Source organism: Aquamicrobium terrae, from assembly GCF_040545735.1.
Taxonomy (GTDB): domain Bacteria; phylum Pseudomonadota; class Alphaproteobacteria; order Rhizobiales; family Rhizobiaceae; genus Mesorhizobium; species Mesorhizobium terrae_A.
Genome location: NZ_JBEPML010000009.1, coordinates 103,629 through 124,849 on the forward strand (window position 1 = coordinate 103,629; position 21,221 = coordinate 124,849).

Genomic DNA, 21,221 nt, shown 5'->3' on the forward strand with positions numbered 1-21,221 from the left:
AGTGCCTGCAAATCCTCAGTGCAGGATCTGGCTGAGGAATAGCCTGGTGCGCTCGTGCTGGGGATTGTCGAAGAACTCGGCCGGCGTGTTCTGCTCCACGATCTGACCCTGATCCATGAAGATCACTCGGTTCGCGACCTTGCGTGCGAAGCCCATCTCGTGCGTCACGCACAGCATGGTCATGCCCTCTTCGGCAAGGCTCACCATCGTCTCCAGCACTTCCTTGACCATCTCAGGGTCCAGCGCCGAGGTCGGCTCGTCGAACAGCATGATCTTCGGCTTCATGCACAGCGAACGCGCGATCGCCACGCGCTGCTGCTGGCCGCCCGAAAGCTGGCCCGGATATTTGTGGGCCTGCTCGGGAATCTTGACCCGCTCCAGATAGTGCATGGCCGTCGCCTCGGCCTCCTTCTTGGGAACCTTGCGCACCCAGATCGGTGCCAGCGTGCAGTTCTCCAGGATGGTCAGGTGCGGGAACAGGTTGAAGTGCTGGAACACCATGCCGACCTCGCGGCGCACCTCGTCGATCTTCTTCAGGTCGTTGGTCAGTTCCTTGCCATCGACGATGATCTTGCCCTTCTGGTGCTCCTCCAGCCGGTTGATGCAGCGGATCATGGTCGACTTGCCCGAGCCCGAAGGCCCGCAGACGACGATGCGCTCGCCCCGCATCACCTTCAGGTTGATGTCCTTGAGGACGTGGAACTCGCCATACCATTTGTGCATGCCGATGATCTCGATCGCCACATCGGTCTTCGAAACCTGCATCTTGCCGGTATTGACCTGGATTTCTTCCGCGCCGACTGCGTTTTCGGTGGCCATGTGCGGTTCCCTTGTTTTCTAGCGTTTGTGCCCGGTATCGAGCCGGCGCTCCATATATTGCGAATAGCGTGACATGCCGAAGCAGAATATCCAGAAGATGGCGGCAGCGAAGATATAGCCGGTCTTGGCGGTCTGCGGCGTCGCCCAGGTCGGATCGCCCGAGATGTTCTGCTTGACCACGCCGAGCAGGTCGAACATCGAGATGATGAGCACCAGCGTCGTGTCCTTGAACATGCCGATGAAGGTGTTGACGATGCCCGGGATCACCAGTTTCAGGGCCTGCGGCATGATGATGAGGCCCATCTTGGGCCAGTAGCCGAGGCCGAGCGAATCCGCGCCCTCATATTGGCCCTTGGGAATTGCCTGCAGGCCGCCACGCACCACTTCCGCCATATAGGCCGAGGCGAACAGCGCCACGCCGATCAGCGCCCGCAGCAGCTTGTCGAAGCTCACGCCCGGCGGCACGAACAGCGGCAGCATGAAGCTGGCCATGAACAGCACGGTCACCAGCGGCACGCCGCGCACCGTCTCGATGAAGACAATCGACAACAGCTTGACGATGGGCATGTGGGAGCGGCGCCCGAGCGCCAGGAGGATGCCCAGCGGCAGCGAAACCACGATGCCGACATAGGAGATCACCAGCGTGACCATGAGGCCGCCCCACAGCGGCGTTTCGACATAGCGCAGGCCGAATATACCGCCGACCAGAAGGAAGAAGGCGACGAACGGGAAGACGCCGAAGAACAGGATGGCATTGAGCCGCTTGTAGGGCACGCGCGGTATGAGCAGCGGCGCCAGCAGCGCGATGAAGAGCACCCCGGTCAAGACCACGCGCCAGCGCTCGTCCATCGGATAGCGGCCGAACATGAACTGGCCGAAGCGGCCGCTGACGAAGGGCCAGCAGGCGCCGGACCAGCCGGCGGGAAGCTGCCCGCCCTGCTCCGTCGTCAGGCAGGCGGTGCGGTCGGTGCCCGTCCACACGGCGCCGAAGAAAAGCCAGTCCAGCATGCGCGGCAGAAACGACGCGATTGCCAGAAGCGCGATGACCGTGAGCACCGAGTCGAGGGGTGTGGCGAACAGGTTCTTGCGCACCCATGCCGTCAGGCCGACCTGCGAGCGCGGCGCCGTCTCGGCAAGGACCATTTCAGTACGCACCCAGGACATGTCATGTTCCTGCATCGCTCACCTCTCCTTCAGCGCCATCTTGGTGTTGAACCAGTTCATGAGCAGCGAGGTAATGATGCTGATGCTGAGATAGACGGTCATGAAGATGACCACCACCTCGATCGCCTGGCCTGTCTGATTGAGGATCGTGCCGCCCACCGCATAGAGATCCGGGTAGCCGATGGCCACGGCGAGCGACGAGTTCTTGGTCAGGTTCAGATACTGGCTGGTAAGCGGGGGAATGATGATGCGCATGGCCTGCGGGATCACGACCAGCCGCAGCCCGTCATTCGACCGCAGGCCGAGCGCGGAATAGGCCTCCGTCTGTCCCTTCGGCACACCCATGATGCCGGCCCGCACGATCTCGGCGATGAACGACGCCGTATAGAACGAGAGCGCAAGATAGAGCGACAGGAATTCCGGCCGCACATTGGTGCCGCCGGTCAGGTTGAAGGTGCCTTTCTGCGGATAGTCGACAGAAATCGGCATGCCCGAGACCACATAGGCGAGAAGAGGCAGGCCGACGATCAGCGCGACGCTGGTCAGGAACACCGGGAACCGCTCGCCGGTAGCCATCTGACGCGCCCTGGCGCGCCGCGCCACATACCACGACAGCACGATCGCGGCGATGAAACCGGCCAGGATCAGGCCTGATCCCGGTTCCCACACCAGCCGCGGGAAATAGAAGCCGCGATTGTTGAGATAGGAGCCGAGGGGAAGCGACAGGCTGTCGCGCACGCTTGGCAGCACCGCCAGCACACCCTGATACCAGAACAGGATGACGAGCAGCGGGGGAATGTTGCGGAATATCTCCACGTAAACCATCGCCAGCTTGCGGATCAGCCAGTTGTTGGACAGCCGCCCGATGCCGACGAGGAAGCCCAGTATGGTCGCGGTCACGATGCCTGCCGCCGCAACGGCCAGCGTGTTGGCGATACCGACCAGCAGCGCCCGGCCGTAGGACGAATCGGATGTATAGTCGATCAGGCGATCGGAAATATCGAAGCCCGCCCGACCGCGCAGGAAGGCAAAGCCGGTGGAAATATTGGAGCGGCGCAAGTTCTCGATGGTGTTGTCGACGATCCACCACACGCCGAGCGCAAGCAGAACGACCAGAAGGACCTGGAAGAAGATACTGCGAACCCTCGGGTCGTAGATCAGCGGGACCCGCGCGGACTCGTCTCTGATGACATCTTGTGACACATGGTTCCCCTTAACCTGGTGTCGGATCCCGCCGGCTCTTGTGTTGTTGTCCCGGCGAGAACGAAGGCCGGGGAGACTGGCTCCCCGGCCCTTTTATGCTTAGCGGATCGGCATGCCGTATTGCAGGCCGCCCTTCGTCCACAGCGCATTGATGCCGCGGGCGATCTTGAGCGGGCTTTCGGCGCCGACATTGCGCTCGAAGATTTCGCCGTAATTGCCTGTAGCCTTGATGATATTCACCACCCAGTCATTGCTGAGGCCCAGATCGGTGCCGATCTTGGTTTCCGCCTCGGTGCCGAGCAGACGGCGAATGTCGGGGTTGGAGCTGTTCTTCATCTCATCGACATTGGCCTGTGTGATGCCGGCTTCCTCGGCATTCAGCAGCGCGAAGTAGGTCCACTTGGCGATATCGAACCACTTGTCGTCACCCTGACGCACCGAAGGCCCCAGCGGCTCCTTGGAGATGATTTCCGGCAGAACGACGTGGTCGTCCGGCGCCGACATCTGCAAGCGCACCGCATAGAGGCCCGACTGATCGGTGGTGTAGGCGTCGCAACGGCCCGCATCATAGGCCGCATTGGCCTCTTCGAACTTCTCGAACACCACAGGATTGTATTCCATCTTGTTGGCGCTGAAATAGTCGGCGAGGTTGAGTTCGGTCGTCGTGCCGGCCTGCACGCAGACCGACGCGCCCGAAAGCTGCAGCGCGGAATTCACGCCCGGCAGCTTCTTGGCGTTGATCATGAACCCCTGGCCGTCATAGTAGGTGACGCCCGCGAAGTTGAGGCCGAGCGCCGTATCGCGGTTGACCGTCCAGGTGGTGTTGCGCGAGAGGATGTCCACCTCGCCCGACTGCAGCGCGGTGAAACGGTCCTTGGCGCTGAGGCCGGTGAACTTCACCTTGGTGCCGTCGCCGAAGATCGCGGCGGCAACGGCACGGCAGTAGTCGACGTCGAGGCCGGTCCATTCGCCCTTGTCGTTCGGTGCCGAAAACCCGGCAAGCGCCGTGTTCACGCCGCATTGCAGAAAGCCCTTGGCTTTCACATCGCTCAGCGTATCCGCGCTCGCCGCACCGGCAGTGATGCTGATCGCGGCCGCGCTCAGGATACCAATTGCCAATTTCTTCATAACCCACTGACCCTTTTCTGTTATCCGGGATACGACCCGGTTTTCGTCGTGCCTCCGTGGCCGTCCGCAGCCACGCATCCCGGGATGTGATGTCGCCTTCGACCCATAACCCGCTCCCATTCACGAACCTCATCGAAGGCGATAATCTTCGTGAGGTCAAGAAAAATGAATGATTGGGCCAGCGTTTCACCACCCTGCGAAAGAAGGGGTTGATATTTCAGGCTGAATCGCCCGAAAGCGGGCGCCAAAGTTCCCTTGCGGCAGCCTCGACAATAGCCTGAAAGCGACACAAACTGCCGCCGACCCATCGGTAGACGACATAGGCCCGAAGCGCCGCCGACACCTGTGGATCATCGCAACTTCCCGGGCTGGCGGGCTCGCCAAGATTGCACCTTGGCGCACTCGGCTCTAAAGCTCTTTCATCTTCTTCTAGGGCGATCTCACATGGTCAAGAACAGCATGGAACTGGGCGTCAACACGCGGCTTGCGCATTGCGGCAACGATCCGCGCGATTTTCACGGCTTCGTCAATCCGCCGGTCGTCCATGCCTCCACCGTGCTTTTTCCGGACTCGGCCACGCTGGTCAACCGCGCCCAGAAGTACACCTACGGTACCCGCGGCACCCCGACCACCGACGCCCTGGCGACGGCCATCGATCAACTGGAAGGCTCTGCCGGCACCATCGTCGTTCCCTCCGGCCTGGCGGCCGTCACCGTTCCGCTGCTGGCCTTTTCGGACGCCGGCAGCCACGTGCTGATCGTCGATTCCGTGTACCATCCCACCCGGCATTTCGCCGACACCATGCTGAAGCGGCTGGGTGTCGAGGTGGAGTATTACGATCCGCGGATCGGCGCCTGCATCTCGGCCCTGATGCGACCCAACACACGCGTCGTGTTCACCGAATCACCAGCCTCGAACACCTTCGAGATGCAGGACATCCCGGCCATCGCCAAGGCCGCGAAGCAAGCCGGCGCGGTGGTGATGATGGACAACACCTGGGCCACTCCCCTTTATTTCCGGCCGCTCGACCACGGCGTCGACATTTCCATCCACGCCGCCACCAAATATCCCGCCGGCCATTCCGACGTGCTGCTCGGCACGGTTTCGGCCAATGAGGAGCACTGGCCGCGCCTGCATGACGGGCTCATCACGCTGGGCTGCTGTGCCGCGCCGGACGATGTCTACCAGGTGCTGCGCGGATTGCGAACAATGGGCGTCAGGCTGGAGCATCACAGCAAGAGCGCGCTCGACATCGCACAGTGGCTGGAAGGCCGACCCGGAGTTGCCCGCGTGCTGCACCCTGCCCTGCCCAGCCACCCGGACCATGCCCTGTGGAAGCGCGATTTCTCCGGCTCGTCCGGCATCTTTTCCGTGGTGCTGGCCGGCGGCGGCCAGAAACAGGCCCATGCCTTCCTCGATGCGTTGCAGATTTTCGGGCTTGGCTTTTCGTGGGGCGGATATGAAAGCCTGGCCGTCCCGGTGTCCCTTGGAGACCGCACGATCGCCAAGGGTCCCTACGAAGGGCCCGTCATCCGCCTCCAGATCGGGCTGGAGGATGTGGAAGACCTGAAAGCCGATATCCAGCGCGGGCTTGAAGCCGCCGCTTCCGCTGCATAGCCCACTTTTTGCCCTTGCCATCAAAGGCCGAAACCAATAGGCAGCAGCATGGTTTCGGAGTGTAGCGCAGCCTGGTAGCGCACCTGATTTGGGATCAGGGGGTCGCGTGTTCGAATCACGCCACTCCGACCATCTTCACCAGCCACGGAAAGCCCGACTGCGGCGTTTGCGGCCTTGCCGCCGCGCGCTTTGCGCAGTAAGCAGTCGGCAACGGCTGACGAGCCGAGCAGCAAAGAGGTTTCCATGTCCGCGCGCATCTTCAGCCCCGCCAAGACGGCCATGCAATCGGGTACCGCCAAGACCGGCTACTGGATTCTGGAGTTCGAGCCAGAGCAGCCGCGCAAGATCGACCCCTTGATGGGCTACACCTCGTCCGGCGACATGAAGAGCCAGATCAGGATCAGGTTCCAGAGCAAGGAAGAGGCGATCGCCTATGCCGAGCGCGAAGGGCTGGCCTACCGCGTGCAAGAACCCAATCCGCCCAAGCGCCGGCAGATCTCCTATGCCGACAATTTCCGGTATGACCGCCGCACGCCCTGGACGCACTGACGACAGCCGAGTTTCCCGCCGCCCGCGCAATGAAGCGCGGCGGCTGGACGGTCCCGTAGCTCAGCTGGATAGAGCACCGGCCTTCTAAGCCGATGGTCGCAGGTTCGAATCCTGCCGGGATCGCCAGTATCCGCAATTTTTTTCGTTGTCAGGATTTTTCTTGCAGTTGTTCTTAGAAACCCTTTGCTCCAATATTATTTGAGCCGCCAAAAATTCCCGCTTCACTTAAAAATTTAAATCCTTGCAGAAATCTTGCTGCACGGTTTCTTCTGGCCTAAGCAGTAGTTGGGGTTATTATTGTTTGGGGGACCGCACCATGCTTATGTGCGGAAAATGCGTCGGACTCGGGTGCGTTTTTGATTGTCCGCGTTGGCCGGACTGCAGTTGTCCGGATGGGACTATCGATGACGATTGCCCGGGAAAAACGGTCGTCTGCTCCGAATGCAATGGAACGGGAAAGGCCCGTCCCGCATTTCAATCCAATGAAGACCGGCAAAGGAAAGCGCAACGTTGACTGTGCATACGAAGGTGGACTAGGAAACCTTTCCGTCGATATAGAACCGGAGTGGAATAATGGCGGCTAGGCGCAAGGTGCTTTTTATCGGCCCCGGGGTGAAGGCGACTAACCAGGTCTGGGGCGGCTCCATTGCGACCTCGTACAATTTCCTTCGAAGCATGGAGCTTTCCAAGCGATATGAAGTGCAACACATTGATCGGAGGCACATAAAAGGCCCTCGGGAATTGTACGACACATTGAGATCGACAAATTACGATGTGCTCCACGTGGATGATGCCGGGAGCGGGCTTCAGATATGCTATTCAGCCGGCGTTCTGCCCGATGTCATTGGCCCTATCTCCCGCGCTCCCAACGGCGTGAAGGAGTATAAGATCGGAGGCGAGCTCTGGGAATCGATTTACACTCCGGAATGGTTTTATCAGGCTGTTGTGATCCGCCTGAACGCCAACGAGGAGCGCGCACCCTACTATAAGGATAAATATCTTAGAATTTCACAAGGCGTTGACACGGAAAAGCTACGTCCGGAGACCAATCCTAGGGAGAGGCGCTATGTTCTATGGGCGGGTGACGCCAATCGTCCCGCCAAAAACTATGCTCTTATAGAAGAAATTATATCCATAACGGTGCTGCCCGAGCCTTATGAATTCAAGGTCATGTCGGGATACCAGGTTGAGGATTACTGGAATACTCTTAATGACACAGTGATACTTATAAACACTAGCAAGTATGAGAGTTTTTGTGCAGCCATATTCGAGGCGAAGGCCAAGGGCGTACCAACAATATACCGGCAAAAACTTCATAACGACCGCTTCCCGGATGGCCGCATACAAGTTCCCTATACCGCTGAAGCTTATCGCGATGAAATCCTCAAACTCCTGGGCGATCCTGAACTCCTCGAACAGGAAGGTCGCATGAGTCGCGACTACTGCGTCGAGAACGCCTCATTCGAGGTCATGAAGAACTCATATGAGGCAGCCTACGATATCGCCTTTGCACGCAAATCATCCTAATGCCATTATTCGATGGAGTCCGTGTTGCACCTCCCGTTTCAGTCTTGCTGGGAGTTAGAGCGGGGAATAGTCGCAATGCTGGTTGCCCTTGAATTTCCCCATTTTTAAGCAACCAAAAATGTTCAGAAGCTGGCCAAGCGACGACATAGAGCGGTAGTAAATTACTCGTACGACTCGCCCGCGGTGACAAAGAATTGGCCGGCATCGTGACGTTGACGGTACATCGTGCGGTATCTGCAGCGCGCCGACGCCATTGTTCCTCCATCCGTTATTCCGGTTCGCAGAGAACCCGTCAACGAGGATTTGGACCAGTCGGCGAACAGAAGTGGCTTCGATATTTTTACGACCGCATCTCCGGCGACCGCTCGCAATCTCGATAGGAATTCTGAATCTGCTCCGAACGGGACTGTTTCGTAGAAACCCAGATTCTGCGCTACCCAACTCCGCCTGTAGCATAAAGAGGACTGATCCTCCTGGACATAGCCGCGCTGCCGCGGCTTGATGCCGATATCCTTGTTGATGCGGAGCAGGCTGCCGATTGTCGCTACAGACTCTTGGTTTGCCATCAAAGGCGCGACCAGTTCCTCGATCTTGACTGGGTGCGCCCAATCGTCGGAGTCGTTGCAGGTGAAGAATTCACCCTTGGATTCATGTAGTGCCCTGTTCCTGGCTCGGTATGTGCCACCATTCTGCGGTTGGCTGAATACGCGCACCCGAGGGTCGCGCTTTGAAAACAGCGTTGCAATTTCGACCGTGGCATCGCTGCTGCAGTCATCGACCACCAGCACTTCGATGTTCTTGTAAGTCTGGCGCAGAAGGCTTTCGAGCACCGGCCCCAGGGTTGCCTCTGAATTGAAGGTCGACATGGCTATACTCACCAACGGATCAGCCCAGAATCCCTTGTCCGTGGCAGAGGTCAGATTTTTTACCGAGATGCCCTTGTCATCATTTTTCAGGCTTACCTCCGACAACTGAAGCATGGCCAGAGCCCTATTGAACTCTGTCACCTGCCCAACAAAATCGCCGCGCCGCAATCTCAGATTCGACCAGAACAGGAACAAATCTGATGAAGCCGAGGAGCCTCGTGATCTTAGGCCATGCCTGAGGCACGCCTCCTCGCCAAGATAATTCAATGCCGTATTATTGGCAAATATCTCTTCCTTCAATGTCATCTTGAACTTCGTTTCGCCAGCAATTTGATCGAAAATTGATCCCAGCAGATGTTTGTCTTCAAGAAGATATGCCTCACCCAGCATCCTGAGGAGCGAACGCTGATCGAAAGCACCCAAAATCAGGGTATCCCGAGCGAATTCATTCGCTTCCTTGAACTTTGCGAGCGAGAGCAAGGCAATGAAATAGTCTAACCGGAATGTGGGATGTAACCAAAGACGCGTTGGGATCTGTGACGATGCGGCAAGGAGCGCTTCAGGCTCGCCGGTTTCCAGACACTCTTTTGCAAATCGCCGATAGCGTTGAGCTTCGGAAGGCTCCGCCTGACCCGCTCGTGAATCATCGACGGCAAGACCGTAAGCATAATCGGCGTTACCAGCATGGCGCCGTTCACCGAACCGACGAATATAATACTCGTCGTATGTGGCAAAGTTCGCAACGGTGCTGTGATTGAAGCTTTTCCGAAGCGAGTAGGACAGGCGTGGTGGCAGATTGGCGTTGATTCGCTGCAAGAGGGATAGCTTCGTCACTTGATGCCCTTTCATTCCACCCGCGTGTTTAGAATAGCCGTTGGTCAGGTTTCAAGACGAGCCGACACATAAACTCGCTCAATCTTCGGCTTTGTCGCCTCGGGGTGCCCGTCTCCTCCCGCCATACAAGCGAAACGGGGTCTCGATCGAGGCCCCGTTTCTAGTTTCGAGCATGTCAGCCAGTGCTATCCGACCCGGACCGCAGCCGGCGGCGTTTCGCCGGAGGGTGCGCTTTCGCTGGCTTTCCATTCGGCCCAGCCGGGCTCACCCTTCATGAAAGCCTCGATTTCGGCACGGCTGGCTTCAAGCTTGGGATCGTGCTTCAGGTAATACCTGGTCTCGCGCACGATCAGTCCCGAGAGGATCAGCAGGCCGATCAGATTGGGGATCGCCATCAGGCCGTTCATGACGTCCGAGAAGTTCCAGACCACGCCGAGCTGCACCGTGCAGCCGAAGAACACGACCAGCGAGAACAGCACGCGGAACGGCATCACGCCGCCACGGCCGACAAGGCGCTCGACATTGCGTTCACCATAGTAGGCCCAGCCCAGAATGGTCGAATAGGCGAACAGCACCAGGCCGATGGTCACGATCCAGTGGCCCCACTGGCCAGGCAGGCCATGGCTGAAGGCCTGGCCGGTCATGATGGCCGCCGAGATCTGCTTGCCGGTTTCGGGATCGACCGAATTCCACACACCGGTGGTGATGATGACCAGGCCGGTGCAGGAAACCACGATGATGGTATCGATGAAGGTCTGCGTCATCGACACCAGCCCCTGCCGGACCGGATGGGTGGTCTGCGCCGAGGCAGCGGCGATGGCCGCCGAACCCATGCCGGATTCGTTGGAGAAGATGCCGCGAGCCACGCCATATTGAACGGCGATCATGATGGTCGAGCCGACAAAGCCGCCCACCGCCGACGAACCGCTGAAAGCCGAGGTGAAAATCTCGACAAAGGCGGCCGGAACCGAGGCGATGTTGACCATAAGGATATACAGCGCGCCCAGCACGTAGAACAGGATCATCACCGGCACCAGCCCGGCGGTGACCTTGCCGATCGACTTGATGCCGCCAACCAGCACGAGCATCGTCATTGCCGCAAGCACCGCCCCCGTCGTCCAGGTGGGAACATGGAAGCTGCGCTCCAGATTGGAGGCGATGGAGTTGCCCTGGGTCATGTTGCCGATGCCGAAGCAGGCGCAGACGGTGAAGATCGCGAAAGCCAGGGCGAGGAACTTGCCGAAACCGTTGGGGATGCCCCGCTCCAGATAATATTGCGGGCCGCCAGACTTCTCGCCGGCTGCGTCGGTCGCCCGGAAGCGAACGCCAAGGAAGGCTTCCGAATATTTCGAGGCCATGCCCAGCAGCGCCGTCACCCACATCCAGAACAGCGCGCCCGGGCCGCCGATGCCGATGGCGGTCGCCACGCCGACGATGTTGCCGGTGCCAACCGTGGCAGCCATGGCGGTGGTCAATGCCTGGAACTGGGAAATGTCGCCCTCGGCATCATCGTCCTTGCGCTTGATCAGCCCAAGTCGCAACGCAGCTCCCAGCCGCAGGAGCTGGATGCCCCTCAGGCGCACGGTCAGATAAAGACCGGTACCGAGCAGCAGCGGTATCAGCAGGTACGGCCCCCAGACAATGCTGCCTATATCTCCCAGAAACTGTTCGAGCCCATCCAAATTCATATGCAGAATCCTCCGCCTACATTCCAATTTGCGGGATGGGTCAGCAAGTTTGCCCGGCAATGTCAAGCAGCCGGAGATTGGGCCAGAACGGATTTCCACTTTCTTCACTGCCCGGAATTCGACTTTTGTACTATAGAAAAATTTCCGCGTTGGCGGTAGCGGCCCCTCCCCTTCAGGTTGTATTTCCCATAGAACTTCAAACAGCAAACAAGCCTGTCGAGGCTTCCGCTTCATATTCCTGAATGTCCGGGAAAGGCTGCCGACCGGCAGTCGCGAAAGGGTCAGAAGCCCAGTTCGCCCTGACCTTCATCCATGGCGCTGACGGCCTCGGCCGCGAGCGCACGGGTGATGCGGCTGTGCTCTTCCAGCGCCATACGGTCGAGCTTTTCGACGACACGAATGGCGGTCGCCAGCGAGCGCTCGATACGGCGTACCAGATATTGCACGACCGCAAGGTCCACTTCGATCTGGCGGTCGGCGAACAGCTTGGTGATGACGCCGGCCAGCAGCATGTCGTCCGGCTCGTGAATCTCCACGGTCGGGGCGGCCGTCAGGCGCGAAACGAGATCAGGCAGCCGCACGCCCCAGGCCGAGGGAAAGCGCCGGGCCGTCATCAGCAGATGGCTGCCATTGGCGCGCACGTGGTTGATGAGATGGAACAGGCCGTTTTCATCGATGACCGCGCCGTCGACATCGTCAAGCAGCACCGGCCGGGCGTCCAGCGAACCGACCGTCTGCGAAAGATCGTCCGCGCGCAGTGAAACCGCGCCCGAAAGGGATCGCCAGATTGCGGCCAGATGCGTCTTGCCGGCTCCCGTCGGACCGGAAAGCACCATCACCGGCGCCGGCCATTCCGGCCAGCGGTCGATCAGCGCCACCGCCTCCTCATTGGCCGGCGACACGACGAGATCGTCGCGCGAGTAGCCGGGAGCATGGCTGAAATCCAGCGGTAACTGTCGGGGCCTGTCCATTTCCTGCACCATATAAGGCGTCAGTCGTTCTTGCCGGAAGTGCCGGTGCGCGCAACCGCGGGCGCGTCTTCATCCCCGTTTCCCCGATAGAGCGGGGAGTCCAGATAGCGGGACAAGGCAAACCGCACCAGGACGGCGATGGCCGCTGCCGCCGGCACGGCAATGAGCAGGCCGACGAAGCCGAACAGGGCGCCGAAGGCGAACAGGGCGAACATCAGCCACACCGGATGCAGGCCCACGCTTTTGCCGACAAGCTTGGGCTGGAGGATGTTGCCCTCGATGAACTGGCCGACGAAGAACACGCAGGCCACCGCCACCACCATGATCCAGTCCGGCCAGAACTGCACGAAGGCGACGCCGACGGCCAGAACCAGCCCGGTCAGCGAGCCGACATAGGGAATGAAGCTGATCAGCCCGGCGAACAGGCCGATCAGGATGGCGAAGTTGAGGCCGGTTAGCGTCAGGCCGAACGCGTACATGGCGCCCAGCACCAGGCACAACGTGCCCTGCCCGCGCACGAACCCGGCCGTCGCCGTGTTGATGTCGGCAAAGATGGTCCGCACTGTCTGCACATGGTCGCGCGGCACCCAGCTATCGACCACGGTGATCATGCGATCCCAGTCGAGCAGCATGTAGAAGGCCACTACCGGCGTGACCACCAGCAGGCTGACCACGGAAACCAGCGCCATGCCGGAGCTCCAGATCGACTGGAACAGCGTCGTCAGCAGCCCAAAGCCGGAGGTCAGCAGCGAATTCAGCCCTTCCTTCAGCCCCGCCGCATCGACCCCGAAACGGCGTTCCAGCCATTCCGGGTCGAAATTGGTGACCAGCGCCTGCAAGCGGGTCATGTAGTCGGGCAGCCTTGCGGCGAAATCCGCCATCTGCGAGGCAAGGACCGGCACCAGAACCACAAGCGCAAGCACCAGCACGATGATGAATGCGAACAGGATGACGATGGTGGCCATCAGCCGCGAAAGGCCGAGCCGCTGCAAGCGGTCGGCCACCGGATCGAGGAAATAGGCCAGCGCCATGCCGGCCACGAACGGCAGCAGGATGCTGGAAAACACATAGAGGAAAGCCACCAGCACAAGGGCAGCGGCGCCCCAGAATAGCGCCTGCCGTCGCCACGCAACGGACATCTCGGCCCTGGCGGCGCCCTCATCAGTTCTGGATCGTGCCTTTGCCATTGCCGCTCATATGCTTAAGCCAGCCGAGGAGATAGGCTGCCGCCGAAGCCACGGTCAAGAGGCCCGACAGGATTATCAGGAGAAGGCGGAGGGGGCCGAAGCCCATGCCGAAGGCGAGTTCCGCCAGAACGATGCAGGCCAGCAGGATCTGAACCGCCGTGTTGACCTTGGACACCAATAGCGGCTTCATCTCGACCGGATTGCCGATGATCGTGGACAAAAGCACGGCACAGACGATCAACCCATCGCGCGACACCGCGGCAATGACCAGCCAAAGCGGCAGTTCGCCGATATAGCCCAGAACCACGAACACGCTGACCAGCAAGGTCTTGTCGGCGATGGGATCGAGATAGGCGCCGAGCTGCGAGCGCTGGTTGAACTGGCGCGCGATGAAGCCGTCCACTCCGTCCGAAACGCCGGCCACCAGGAACCCCGCGAACGCCCACTCCCAGCGTCCCTGCAGCATGGCCAGCACCACGCCAGGGACAAGCAGGAGACGCAATATGGTGATCAGGTTCGGTACGGTCACTTCGGTCTCGACATTCAACCGGCAATAGATGGATCAGCAAGGCCGGCGCGGCAAGGGAAGACAAGGTTCCGCAAGCTTGCGGCGCATGCCTTTCCCCAGTTCCATCCGCCTGCACATCTGCGCTACCTTGCGGGACAGGGCCGTTCATGCGAAGAGCCCGCCATAGCAAGGGGAAAGCGATGGCCGAACGCAAGACCGGGCTGACTTATGCCGAAGCAGGCGTCGATATCGATGCCGGCAATCTGATGGTGGAAAAGATCAAGCCGCTGGTGCGCGCCACCCGCCGGCCGGGCGCCGATGGCGAGATCGGCGGATTCGGCGGGTTGTTCGACCTCAAGGCCGCAGGCTTCACCGATCCGGTTCTGGTGGCTGCCAATGACGGCGTCGGCACCAAGCTCAAGATCGCCATCGATGCCGGCAAGCATGACACCATCGGCATCGATCTGGTCGCCATGTGCGTGAACGATCTCGTCGTGCAGGGCGCCGAACCGCTGTTCTTCCTCGATTACCTCGCCACCGGCAAGCTCGATCCGGACCAGGGCGCCGCCATCGTCGGCGGTATCGCCAAGGGCTGCCGGGAAGCCGGCTGCGCGCTGATCGGCGGCGAGACGGCGGAAATGCCGGGCATGTATCACGGCGACGACTACGACCTTGCCGGCTTCGCCGTGGGCGCGGCCGAGCGCGACCAGTTGCTGCCGACGAACGACATCGCCGAAGGCGACGTGATCCTCGGCCTTGCCTCCTCCGGCGTGCATTCCAACGGCTACTCGCTCGTGCGCCGCATCGTGACGGCGGCCGGCCTCGGCTGGAGCGACCGCGCGCCCTTCGACAAGGGCCAGACGCTGGCCGAAGCGCTGCTGGAGCCGACCCGCATCTATGTGAAGCCGGTGCTGAAGGCGATCCGCGGCACCCATGGCATCAAGGCGCTGGCCCACATCACCGGTGGCGGCTTCCCCGAAAACATTCCGCGTGTGCTGTCCAAGGACTTCTCGGCCGAACTGGACCTCGACACCATCGAGGTGCCGCCCGTCTTCTCGTGGCTGGCCGAGGCCGGCGGCGTGGAAGCCACGGAAATGATGCGCACCTTCAATTGCGGCATCGGCATGGTGATCGTGGTCGCGTCCGGGCAGGCCGCACAGGTCGCGGCCGTGCTTCAGGAAGCGGGCGAGACGGTGACGTCGATCGGCCGCATCGTACCGCGCCGCGATGCCGGCGTGATCTATCGGGGGACCATCGGCCTATGAGAACTGCACGCAAGCGCACGGTGGTGCTGATTTCCGGGCGCGGCTCGAACATGACAGCGCTGATCGAGGCGGCATCCGATCCGGACTATCCGGCGGAGATCGTCGGCGTCATCTCGGACAAGGCCGATGCCCACGGACTGCGTGTCGCCGCCGCGCGCGGCATCCCGACACAAACCATTGCCCGCAGCGACCATGCCAGCAAAGCCGACCACGACAAGGCCATCGACGCCGCGCTTGCCGGCTTCAAGGCCGATATCGTGGCGCTGGCCGGTTACATGCGCCTGCTGACCACGAGTTTCGTGGAAAAGTGGTCGGGGCGCATGATCAACATCCACCCTGCCCTGCTGCCGGCCTTCAAGGGGCTGGACACGCACAAGCGCGCGCTGGAGGCCGGCATCAAGGTGCATGGCTGCACCGTCCATTTCGTCACGCCGGAAATGGACGACGGGCCGATCATCGCACAGGCTGCCGTGCCGGTTCTGGTGGGCGACGACGAGGCCACGCTTGCCGCGCGTGTGCTCAAGGCCGAGCACCCCCTTTACGTGCTGGCGCTCAAGCTGCTGGCCGAGAACAAGGTGACCATGGCCGGCGGAAAGGTCTGCTTCGCCACCGGCAACGGACTGGTCGAGAACCCGGACACGACCCTGTTCTCGCCTGCCGACCTGCGCGACGAGGTCGACCTCGAAGCCCTGGCCCGCTTTACCCCCTGACCGGCCGGATGCGGCAATGCGCCAGCTCCTGTTGCTGCGTCACGCCAAATCGAGCTGGGACGATCCTGCGCTTGCCGATTTCGAGCGCCCTCTAGCGCCGCGCGGCAGGCAAGCCGCCCCGCTGATCGGCAGGGAAATGGCAGAGCGCGGCTGGCTTCCCGATTTCGCACTGGTATCAGCTGCAGTCCGGACACGCCAGACGTACGAACTGGTCTCCGGGCAATGGCCCGCCGGAACCTCTGCCGCGGCATTCACCGAAGCGATCTATGAAGCGGCGCCCCGCGACATTCTGGGTGAGATCCGGCAGGTTTCCGCCGATGTGCGCTGCCTGCTCGTCGTCGGCCACAATCCGGGCCTCGAAATGCTTGCCCGCGACCTTGCGGGACCGGGAACCGACCCTGCCGCCCTTGAACGCCTCAAGGCCAAGTTCCCGACCGCCGCGCTGGCCCGATTCGAGGTCGCGACGGGCTGGCCGGAGCTTTGCGCCGGCTCGGCCCGCCTCTCGGATTTCATCCGGCCGCGCGATCTGGGCTGACGCCTTACTCGGCGATGCCCTCCTCATATTCGGCCGACATTTCCAGCCAGCGCTCTTCCTGCCCGCTTAGTTGCGTGACGAGGTCGGAGCGCTCCTTGGCCAGTTTCGTGGCCTTGGCGGCGTCCTTTTCGTAAAGCGCGGGATCTCCCAATTCGTCCTCGATCAGGTCGATGCGCTTGCGCAGCCGGTCCATCAGGCCTTCAGTGGCCCTGATCTGCTTGGCCAGAGGTTCCAGCGCGGCGCGCCGCTGGGCGGCCTCGCGCCGGCGATCCGCCTTGGACGCCTTCTCCGCCTCGCGCCTGTCGCGGCGGTCCGCCGGCTGGCCCGTCACCAGCGTCTTGTAGTCGTCAAGGTCGCCGTCATAGGGATGAACCGCCCCGTCCTTGACCAGCCACAGGCGATCGGCCGTCGCTTCAAGCAGGTGGCGGTCGTGGCTGATGAGGATCACCGCGCCCGGAAAGTCGTTCAGCGCATGGATCAGCGCTTCGCGGCTGTCGATGTCGAGGTGGTTGGTCGGCTCGTCGAGAATGAACAGATTGGGGCCCTCGAAGGCGGCAAGCCCCATCAGCAGCCGCGCCTTCTCGCCGCCCGAAAGGTCCTTGGCAGCGGTGTTCATCTTCTCGGTCGAGAGGCCGAACTGGGCGACACGCGCCCGCACCTTCGATTCCGGCGCGTCCGGCATCAGCCGCCGCACATGCTCATAGGCATTCTCTTCCGGCCGCAGATCGTCGAGCTGGTGCTGGGCGAAGATCGAGGTCTTCAGGCCCGGCGCAACGGTGATCGTCCCGGTCTCCGCGGTGAGGCGCCCGGCCAGCAGCTTGGCGAAGGTGGACTTGCCGTTGCCGTTGGCGCCCAGCAGCGCGATGCGGTCATCGTTGTCGATGCGCAGGGTCATGCGCTTCAGCACCGGCTTGCCGGGTTGGTAGCCGACATCGACGCCCGACAGCGCCACGATGGGCGACGCCACGGTCTTTTGCGGCTCGGGGAAGGAGAACGGCCGCACGCTTTCGTCCAGAACCGCGCCGATCGGCTTCATGCGCTCCAGCGCCTTGATGCGCGACTGCGCCTGCCTGGCTTTGGAGGCCTTGGCGCGAAAACGGTCGATGAAGGATTGCAGGTGCTTGCGATGCGCCTCCTGCTTGGTTCGGCTCTTTTCCTGCAACTCCCGCTGCTCGGCAAGCTGGCGCTCGAACTGATCATAGCCGCCGCGCCAGAAGGTGAGCTTCTTGCCGTCGAGATGCACGATGGAATTGACGGCGCGGTTGAGCAGGTCACGGTCGTGGCTGATGAGCAGCACGGTGTGGGGATATTTCGCCACATAGGTTTCGAGCCACAGCGTGCCTTCGAGGTCGAGATAGTTGGTCGGCTCGTCCAGAAGCAGCAGATCGGGCTCCGAGAACAGCACCGCCGCCAGCGCCACGCGCATGCGCCAGCCGCCGGAGAAGGACGAGGCGGGGCGCTTCTGCGCTTCCTCGTCGAAACCCAGGCCCGACAGGATGGTGGCGGCGCGCGCTTCGGCGGAATGAGCGTCGATATCTGCCAGGCGGATATGGATTTCGGCGATGCGATGCGGATCGGTCGCCGTCTTCTCTTCCTCCAGCAGGGCTGCGCGCTCCTTGTCGGCCTTGAGCACGATATCGATCAGCGGCTCCTCGGTGCCCGGCGCCTCCTGTGCCACCTGTCCGATGCGCAGCCCCTTGGGCAGGCTGATCGATCCCGTTTCCGAAGGCATGTCGCCGGTGATGGCGCGAAACAGCGTGGTCTTGCCGGTACCGTTGCGCCCGACAAGGCCGGCCTTGGTCCCGGCCGGGAGGGTGAGCGAGGCATGGTCGAGCAGCAGGCGCCCGGCAATCCGCAGCGAAAGGTCGTTTATGATCAACATGGTCGCGCGTTTTGGCCTGCCGGCACGCCGAAGGCAAGGCCGAAAGCATGGGCCAAGCGATCAGGCGTAGGCCCTGCCCTCTTCCGTGCGCTGGAAATAGACGAGGTCCAGCACCACCGATTGCCGCCCGAGCATCGTCAGGATCGTGTGCGCCTGTCCGCGATGGTGGGTCTGGTGGTTGAAGAAATGGCCGAGCGCCGGCGAAAGCCGCTGCGAAATGGTGCGCATGTCGGTCACGGTGATGTAGGTGAAACGGCCCGCCAGGTCCTCGGCCCCCAGGTTTTCAACCCAGCCGGAAATGCGCCTGTCCTCGGCTTCGCGCGCCGCCCGCAGTTCCGGCAGGTCCTTGTGGAGGATCGTATCCAGTTGCGTGGGTGCATCGCCGTCGCCCGTAAAGCGCTTCATCCAGATACGGTCGGCGACGAGCACATGGTTGAGCGTGCCCATCATCGAGCCGAACGCGGCGCCGACATCACGGCGGAACTCGTCATCGGTGAGATCGGCCGCCGCATCATAGATGCGCGTATTGGCCCACCGGTTGTAGGCTGCAAACATCATGAAATGGCGCTTCATCCGCTTTCTCCCGCCGCTTTGCCGAAAGAGGTCTAGCGCTGCGGCTTCCCATCGCCAACCCCTGTTGCGGCCTCCCCTTGGCAATAGGCCGGGCGGCCTGTATAGAGCGCGCCACACAGCAATCCCAAAATCAGAAGGACCACCCATGGCGCTCGAACGCACCTTTTCCATGATCAAGCCGGATGCCACCCGCCGCAACCTGACCGGCGCCATCACCAAGATGCTCGAGGATGCCGGCCTGCGCGTCGTCGCTTCCCGCCGCGTGTGGATGAGCCGCCGCGAAGCCGAGGGCTTCTATGCCGTGCACAAGGAGCGCCCCTTCTTCGGCGAGTTGGTCGAATCCATGTCCTCCGGCCCGACCGTGGTGCAGGTTCTGGAAGGCGACAACGCCATCGCCAAGAACCGCGAAGTGATGGGCGCGACCAACCCGGCCGACGCCGCCGAGGGCACCATCCGCAAGACCTTCGCCCTGTCGATCGGCGAGAATTCCGTGCACGGCTCCGACGCCCCGGAAACCGCGGCGCAGGAAATCAGGTACTGGTTCTCCGACACCGAGATCGTCGGCTGAGCGAAAGCTGCCGCAACGAAAAAAGCCGGGGCATGTCCCCGGCTTTTTTATTGTCTGATCAATGCGTTATCTGCTTTATCTGGTAAAATGCAGCAATTCCTTGCCGTCTGTGTCGCTCAGCACCAGCTTGTCCTCGGCCGTAGCGTGGCTGGCGACCTTGCCCAACGCCTGGAAGAAGGCTTGCTCGGCTTCCATCCGCTTCTGCTCGCAGACCATCTGGGTCGCGCCGACCTGGCTGAAGGAAATGGCTTCGCCTTCGATCTTCACGCCGGCGAAATAGCCGTTGCACGGCCCCTTGCCGTGGGCGCGGCCATCCTGACCGAGGGTCAAGGTCGCAGGGTTTTCCGGCAAGTCGTCAAACCCGTCCATGAAGGTCAGCTTCCACTCGATGTCGTGGAGCGCATCGGTGCTTTCCTGGGCAACACGCTTCACCAGCACGGTCTGGGCCTCTGTCGTCCGCGGATCGACTTCATGGCGCGTGTCGTTGATGAACCAAAGCTGGTTGTCGACGGTGATGCGCGCCTGAAGCGCATAGGTCATGTTCGGCTTGATGACCGAATCGTCGAACTTGATTTCAAAGTGCACCGGCACCTGTCCCGAAGGCGAAATCTCCTGCTTGCCGATCACGGCCGCCGGCGCGTCGGCAAGCGACACATCCGCCAGTTCGACCGACACCACCGCATTGTCGGGCAGCGCCATGCGCTCGCGATAGGTGACCTCGCCTTTGAGCACCATCTCCGCCGCGAGAGACGGCCCGTTCATGGCCACAAGGCCGGCAACAGGCACCAGACCCAACAAAATGAGTTTTTTCAGCATCTTCTGTCCTCGTTTCGGTGTCCCACAGCGCAGCAGGATTGAGGAAAAACCATGACGCAGCGCAAAATCTGCGGTTGACCCAAGGTTATCTCTTCCAACCGGAGATTGCCAGTTCGTCGGCCTCCTTGGCCTCGACCCAATCGCCTTCGGAGCCGTCCGCGCCATGCTCCTTCTTCCAGAAAGGCGCGCGCGATTTCAGGAAATCCATGACGAAGGTGGCAGCCTCGAACGCGGCCTGCCGGTGGCTGGAGGCGGTGACGACCAGCACGATGTTGTCGCCGGGGTTCAGTTTGCCATGGCGATGAATGGCGGTGAGGCCCTGCAGTGGCCAGCAGGTGCAGGCCTCGGCGGCGATGCGCCTGATCTCGGCCTCGGCCATGCCGGGATAGTGCTCGAGTTCCAGCGCCGACAGCCGCCCGGCCTCGTCGCGGCACAGGCCGGTGAAGGTGACGACCGCACCGATGTCCTTGCGCCCCTTCGTCAACCGGGCGATCTCTTCGGCCACGTCGAAATCGGCGGCCTGGATGCGGATGTCCGGCTCGACGTCGGCCATGGCCGTCAACCGCCGGTCATCGGTGGAAACAGGGCGATCTCGCTGGCGCCGGCGATCTTCTCGCCATGGCCGACATGTTCCTGATTGATCGCCACGCGGATCACCTCGGGATGCTGCAAGGCGTTTTCATATTCCTCGCCGCGCTGCCTCAGCCATTTCAGCAGATCCGAGACGGTCACCACATCGGCCGGCAGATCGAGGTCTTCCTGCGGCTTGCCGATGCGTTCGCGCACCCAGGCGAAATAGATGAGCTTCATC

General features: G+C 61.6%; 21 protein-coding genes and 2 tRNA genes. 9 read left to right on the plus strand and 14 right to left on the minus strand.

The features are described 5' to 3' along the window. Positions 1-15: 15 nt before the first annotated feature. From ABID37_RS14140 to ABID37_RS14155, 4 genes are all read right to left on the minus strand, one after another. The gene (locus tag ABID37_RS14140) at positions 16-819 is read right to left on the minus strand and encodes an amino acid ABC transporter ATP-binding protein (protein WP_354195799.1); all 804 of its coding nucleotides are present in this window, start codon (positions 817-819) and stop codon (positions 16-18) included. An 18-nt stretch (positions 820-837) separates the two neighbouring features. Next, positions 838-1,998 carry an amino acid ABC transporter permease gene (locus tag ABID37_RS14145; protein ID WP_354195801.1) on the minus strand — a complete coding sequence of 387 codons (1,161 nt, stop codon included), beginning with the start codon at positions 1,996-1,998 and terminating at the stop codon, positions 838-840. A gap of 3 nt (positions 1,999-2,001) precedes the next feature. Further along, positions 2,002-3,186, minus strand: a complete 1,185-nt coding sequence (locus ABID37_RS14150; protein ID WP_354195803.1) for an amino acid ABC transporter permease — start codon at positions 3,184-3,186, stop codon at positions 2,002-2,004. A gap of 99 nt (positions 3,187-3,285) precedes the next feature. Then, positions 3,286-4,314, minus strand: a complete 1,029-nt coding sequence (locus ABID37_RS14155) for an amino acid ABC transporter substrate-binding protein (RefSeq protein WP_354195805.1) — start codon at positions 4,312-4,314, stop codon at positions 3,286-3,288. A gap of 444 nt (positions 4,315-4,758) precedes the next feature. Between ABID37_RS14155 and ABID37_RS14160 the strand changes: the two genes are divergently transcribed. The 5 genes from ABID37_RS14160 (at position 4,759) to ABID37_RS14180 (ending at position 8,007) form a co-directional block, all read left to right on the plus strand. Further along, positions 4,759-5,931, plus strand: a complete 1,173-nt coding sequence (locus ABID37_RS14160) for a cystathionine beta-lyase (protein ID WP_354195807.1) — start codon at positions 4,759-4,761, stop codon at positions 5,929-5,931. 55 nt (positions 5,932-5,986) lie between these two features. Continuing rightward, positions 5,987-6,063, plus strand: a tRNA-Pro gene (locus tag ABID37_RS14165). 111 nt (positions 6,064-6,174) lie between these two features. Beyond that, on the plus strand, positions 6,175-6,480 hold the full coding sequence (locus ABID37_RS14170) for an ETC complex I subunit (protein ID WP_354195809.1): 306 nt from the start codon (positions 6,175-6,177) through the stop codon (positions 6,478-6,480). 49 nt (positions 6,481-6,529) lie between these two features. Further along, positions 6,530-6,606 (plus strand) — tRNA-Arg (locus ABID37_RS14175). 447 nt (positions 6,607-7,053) lie between these two features. Then, entirely contained in the window at positions 7,054-8,007 is a 954-nt protein-coding gene (locus ABID37_RS14180; RefSeq protein WP_354195811.1) for a glycosyltransferase, read from the plus strand. 161 nt (positions 8,008-8,168) lie between these two features. On the opposite strand, the gene ABID37_RS14185 is transcribed toward ABID37_RS14180, so the two are convergent. From ABID37_RS14185 to ABID37_RS14205, 5 genes are all read right to left on the minus strand, one after another. Further along, on the minus strand, positions 8,169-9,707 hold the full coding sequence (locus ABID37_RS14185; RefSeq protein WP_354195813.1) for a glycosyltransferase family 2 protein: 1,539 nt from the start codon (positions 9,705-9,707) through the stop codon (positions 8,169-8,171). 185 nt (positions 9,708-9,892) lie between these two features. Beyond that, the gene (locus ABID37_RS14190; protein ID WP_354195815.1) at positions 9,893-11,395 is read right to left on the minus strand and encodes an alanine/glycine:cation symporter family protein; all 1,503 of its coding nucleotides are present in this window, start codon (positions 11,393-11,395) and stop codon (positions 9,893-9,895) included. Positions 11,396-11,676: 281 nt separating this feature from the next. Continuing rightward, complete coding sequence (hdaA, locus tag ABID37_RS14195) at positions 11,677-12,366, minus strand: DnaA regulatory inactivator HdaA (RefSeq protein ID WP_354195817.1); 690 nt, start codon at positions 12,364-12,366, stop codon at positions 11,677-11,679. Positions 12,367-12,386: 20 nt separating this feature from the next. Next, positions 12,387-13,553 carry an AI-2E family transporter gene (locus ABID37_RS14200; RefSeq protein WP_354195819.1) on the minus strand — a complete coding sequence of 389 codons (1,167 nt, stop codon included), beginning with the start codon at positions 13,551-13,553 and terminating at the stop codon, positions 12,387-12,389. Further along, entirely contained in the window at positions 13,528-14,082 is a 555-nt protein-coding gene (locus ABID37_RS14205; RefSeq protein ID WP_354195821.1) for a CDP-alcohol phosphatidyltransferase family protein, read from the minus strand. Before ABID37_RS14205 ends, ABID37_RS14200 begins: the two co-directional genes overlap by 26 nt. 179 nt (positions 14,083-14,261) lie before the next feature. Between ABID37_RS14205 and purM the strand changes: the two genes are divergently transcribed. The 3 genes from purM to ABID37_RS14220 are packed head-to-tail and all read left to right on the plus strand — an operon-like array spanning position 14,262 to position 16,571. Beyond that, positions 14,262-15,326 carry a phosphoribosylformylglycinamidine cyclo-ligase gene (gene purM / locus ABID37_RS14210; RefSeq protein ID WP_354195823.1) on the plus strand — a complete coding sequence of 355 codons (1,065 nt, stop codon included), beginning with the start codon at positions 14,262-14,264 and terminating at the stop codon, positions 15,324-15,326. Further along, the gene (gene purN / locus ABID37_RS14215; RefSeq protein WP_354195825.1) at positions 15,323-16,036 is read left to right on the plus strand and encodes a phosphoribosylglycinamide formyltransferase; all 714 of its coding nucleotides are present in this window, start codon (positions 15,323-15,325) and stop codon (positions 16,034-16,036) included. Before purM ends, purN begins: the two co-directional genes overlap by 4 nt. A 16-nt stretch (positions 16,037-16,052) precedes the next feature. Continuing rightward, complete coding sequence (locus ABID37_RS14220) at positions 16,053-16,571, plus strand: SixA phosphatase family protein (RefSeq protein ID WP_354195827.1); 519 nt, start codon at positions 16,053-16,055, stop codon at positions 16,569-16,571. A gap of 4 nt (positions 16,572-16,575) precedes the next feature. Here ABID37_RS14220 and ABID37_RS14225 read toward each other — a convergent pair whose 3' ends face one another. Together ABID37_RS14225 and ABID37_RS14230 are read right to left on the minus strand one after the other, a co-directional pair. Next, positions 16,576-18,453: an ABC-F family ATP-binding cassette domain-containing protein gene (locus ABID37_RS14225; RefSeq protein WP_354195829.1), complete on the minus strand. Its 1,878-nt coding sequence runs from the start codon at positions 18,451-18,453 to the stop codon at positions 16,576-16,578. 60 nt (positions 18,454-18,513) lie between these two features. Then, complete coding sequence (locus ABID37_RS14230; RefSeq protein WP_354195831.1) at positions 18,514-19,026, minus strand: DinB family protein; 513 nt, start codon at positions 19,024-19,026, stop codon at positions 18,514-18,516. A 145-nt stretch (positions 19,027-19,171) separates the two neighbouring features. On the opposite strand from ABID37_RS14230, the gene ndk reads away from it, so the two are divergent. Next, the gene (gene ndk, locus ABID37_RS14235; protein ID WP_354195833.1) at positions 19,172-19,594 is read left to right on the plus strand and encodes a nucleoside-diphosphate kinase; all 423 of its coding nucleotides are present in this window, start codon (positions 19,172-19,174) and stop codon (positions 19,592-19,594) included. A gap of 75 nt (positions 19,595-19,669) precedes the next feature. Here the strand turns inward: ndk and ABID37_RS14240 are convergent, their stop codons facing one another. The 3 genes from ABID37_RS14240 to moaD are packed head-to-tail and all read right to left on the minus strand — an operon-like array spanning position 19,670 to position 21,220. Further along, entirely contained in the window at positions 19,670-20,575 is a 906-nt protein-coding gene (locus ABID37_RS14240) for a YbaY family lipoprotein (protein WP_354195835.1), read from the minus strand. Beyond that, positions 20,496-20,963: a molybdenum cofactor biosynthesis protein MoaE gene (locus ABID37_RS14245; RefSeq protein ID WP_354195836.1), complete on the minus strand. Its 468-nt coding sequence runs from the start codon at positions 20,961-20,963 to the stop codon at positions 20,496-20,498. The genes ABID37_RS14240 and ABID37_RS14245 overlap by 80 nt, the downstream gene beginning before the upstream one ends. A gap of 5 nt (positions 20,964-20,968) precedes the next feature. Further along, complete coding sequence (gene moaD, locus ABID37_RS14250; protein WP_354195838.1) at positions 20,969-21,220, minus strand: molybdopterin converting factor subunit 1; 252 nt, start codon at positions 21,218-21,220, stop codon at positions 20,969-20,971. Position 21,221 lies beyond the last annotated feature (1 nt).

What these genes read in the sequence shown, in the direction of transcription:
- ndk (WP_354195833.1), top strand. Translation starts at nt 19,172, where the DNA reads ATGGCGCTCGAACGCACCTTTTCCATGATCAAGCCGGATGCCACCCGC.
- ABID37_RS14245 (WP_354195836.1), bottom strand. Translation starts at nt 20,963, where the DNA reads ATGGCCGACGTCGAGCCGGACATCCGCATCCAGGCCGCCGATTTCGAC.
- ABID37_RS14170 (WP_354195809.1), top strand. Translation starts at nt 6,175, where the DNA reads ATGTCCGCGCGCATCTTCAGCCCCGCCAAGACGGCCATGCAATCGGGT.
- ABID37_RS14155 (WP_354195805.1), bottom strand. Translation starts at nt 4,314, where the DNA reads ATGAAGAAATTGGCAATTGGTATCCTGAGCGCGGCCGCGATCAGCATC.
- purN (WP_354195825.1), top strand. Translation starts at nt 15,323, where the DNA reads ATGAGAACTGCACGCAAGCGCACGGTGGTGCTGATTTCCGGGCGCGGC.
- ABID37_RS14200 (WP_354195819.1), bottom strand. Translation starts at nt 13,553, where the DNA reads ATGGCAAAGGCACGATCCAGAACTGATGAGGGCGCCGCCAGGGCCGAG.
- moaD (WP_354195838.1), bottom strand. Translation starts at nt 21,220, where the DNA reads ATGAAGCTCATCTATTTCGCCTGGGTGCGCGAACGCATCGGCAAGCCG.
- ABID37_RS14160 (WP_354195807.1), top strand. Translation starts at nt 4,759, where the DNA reads ATGGTCAAGAACAGCATGGAACTGGGCGTCAACACGCGGCTTGCGCAT.
- purM (WP_354195823.1), top strand. Translation starts at nt 14,262, where the DNA reads ATGGCCGAACGCAAGACCGGGCTGACTTATGCCGAAGCAGGCGTCGAT.
- hdaA (WP_354195817.1), bottom strand. Translation starts at nt 12,366, where the DNA reads ATGGACAGGCCCCGACAGTTACCGCTGGATTTCAGCCATGCTCCCGGC.
- ABID37_RS14225 (WP_354195829.1), bottom strand. Translation starts at nt 18,453, where the DNA reads ATGTTGATCATAAACGACCTTTCGCTGCGGATTGCCGGGCGCCTGCTG.
- ABID37_RS14190 (WP_354195815.1), bottom strand. Translation starts at nt 11,395, where the DNA reads ATGAATTTGGATGGGCTCGAACAGTTTCTGGGAGATATAGGCAGCATT.
- ABID37_RS14230 (WP_354195831.1), bottom strand. Translation starts at nt 19,026, where the DNA reads ATGAAGCGCCATTTCATGATGTTTGCAGCCTACAACCGGTGGGCCAAT.
- ABID37_RS14220 (WP_354195827.1), top strand. Translation starts at nt 16,053, where the DNA reads ATGCGCCAGCTCCTGTTGCTGCGTCACGCCAAATCGAGCTGGGACGAT.
- ABID37_RS14180 (WP_354195811.1), top strand. Translation starts at nt 7,054, where the DNA reads ATGGCGGCTAGGCGCAAGGTGCTTTTTATCGGCCCCGGGGTGAAGGCG.
- ABID37_RS14145 (WP_354195801.1), bottom strand. Translation starts at nt 1,998, where the DNA reads ATGCAGGAACATGACATGTCCTGGGTGCGTACTGAAATGGTCCTTGCC.
- ABID37_RS14240 (WP_354195835.1), bottom strand. Translation starts at nt 20,575, where the DNA reads ATGGCGCGGACGGCTCCGAAGGCGATTGGGTCGAGGCCAAGGAGGCCG.
- ABID37_RS14140 (WP_354195799.1), bottom strand. Translation starts at nt 819, where the DNA reads ATGGCCACCGAAAACGCAGTCGGCGCGGAAGAAATCCAGGTCAATACC.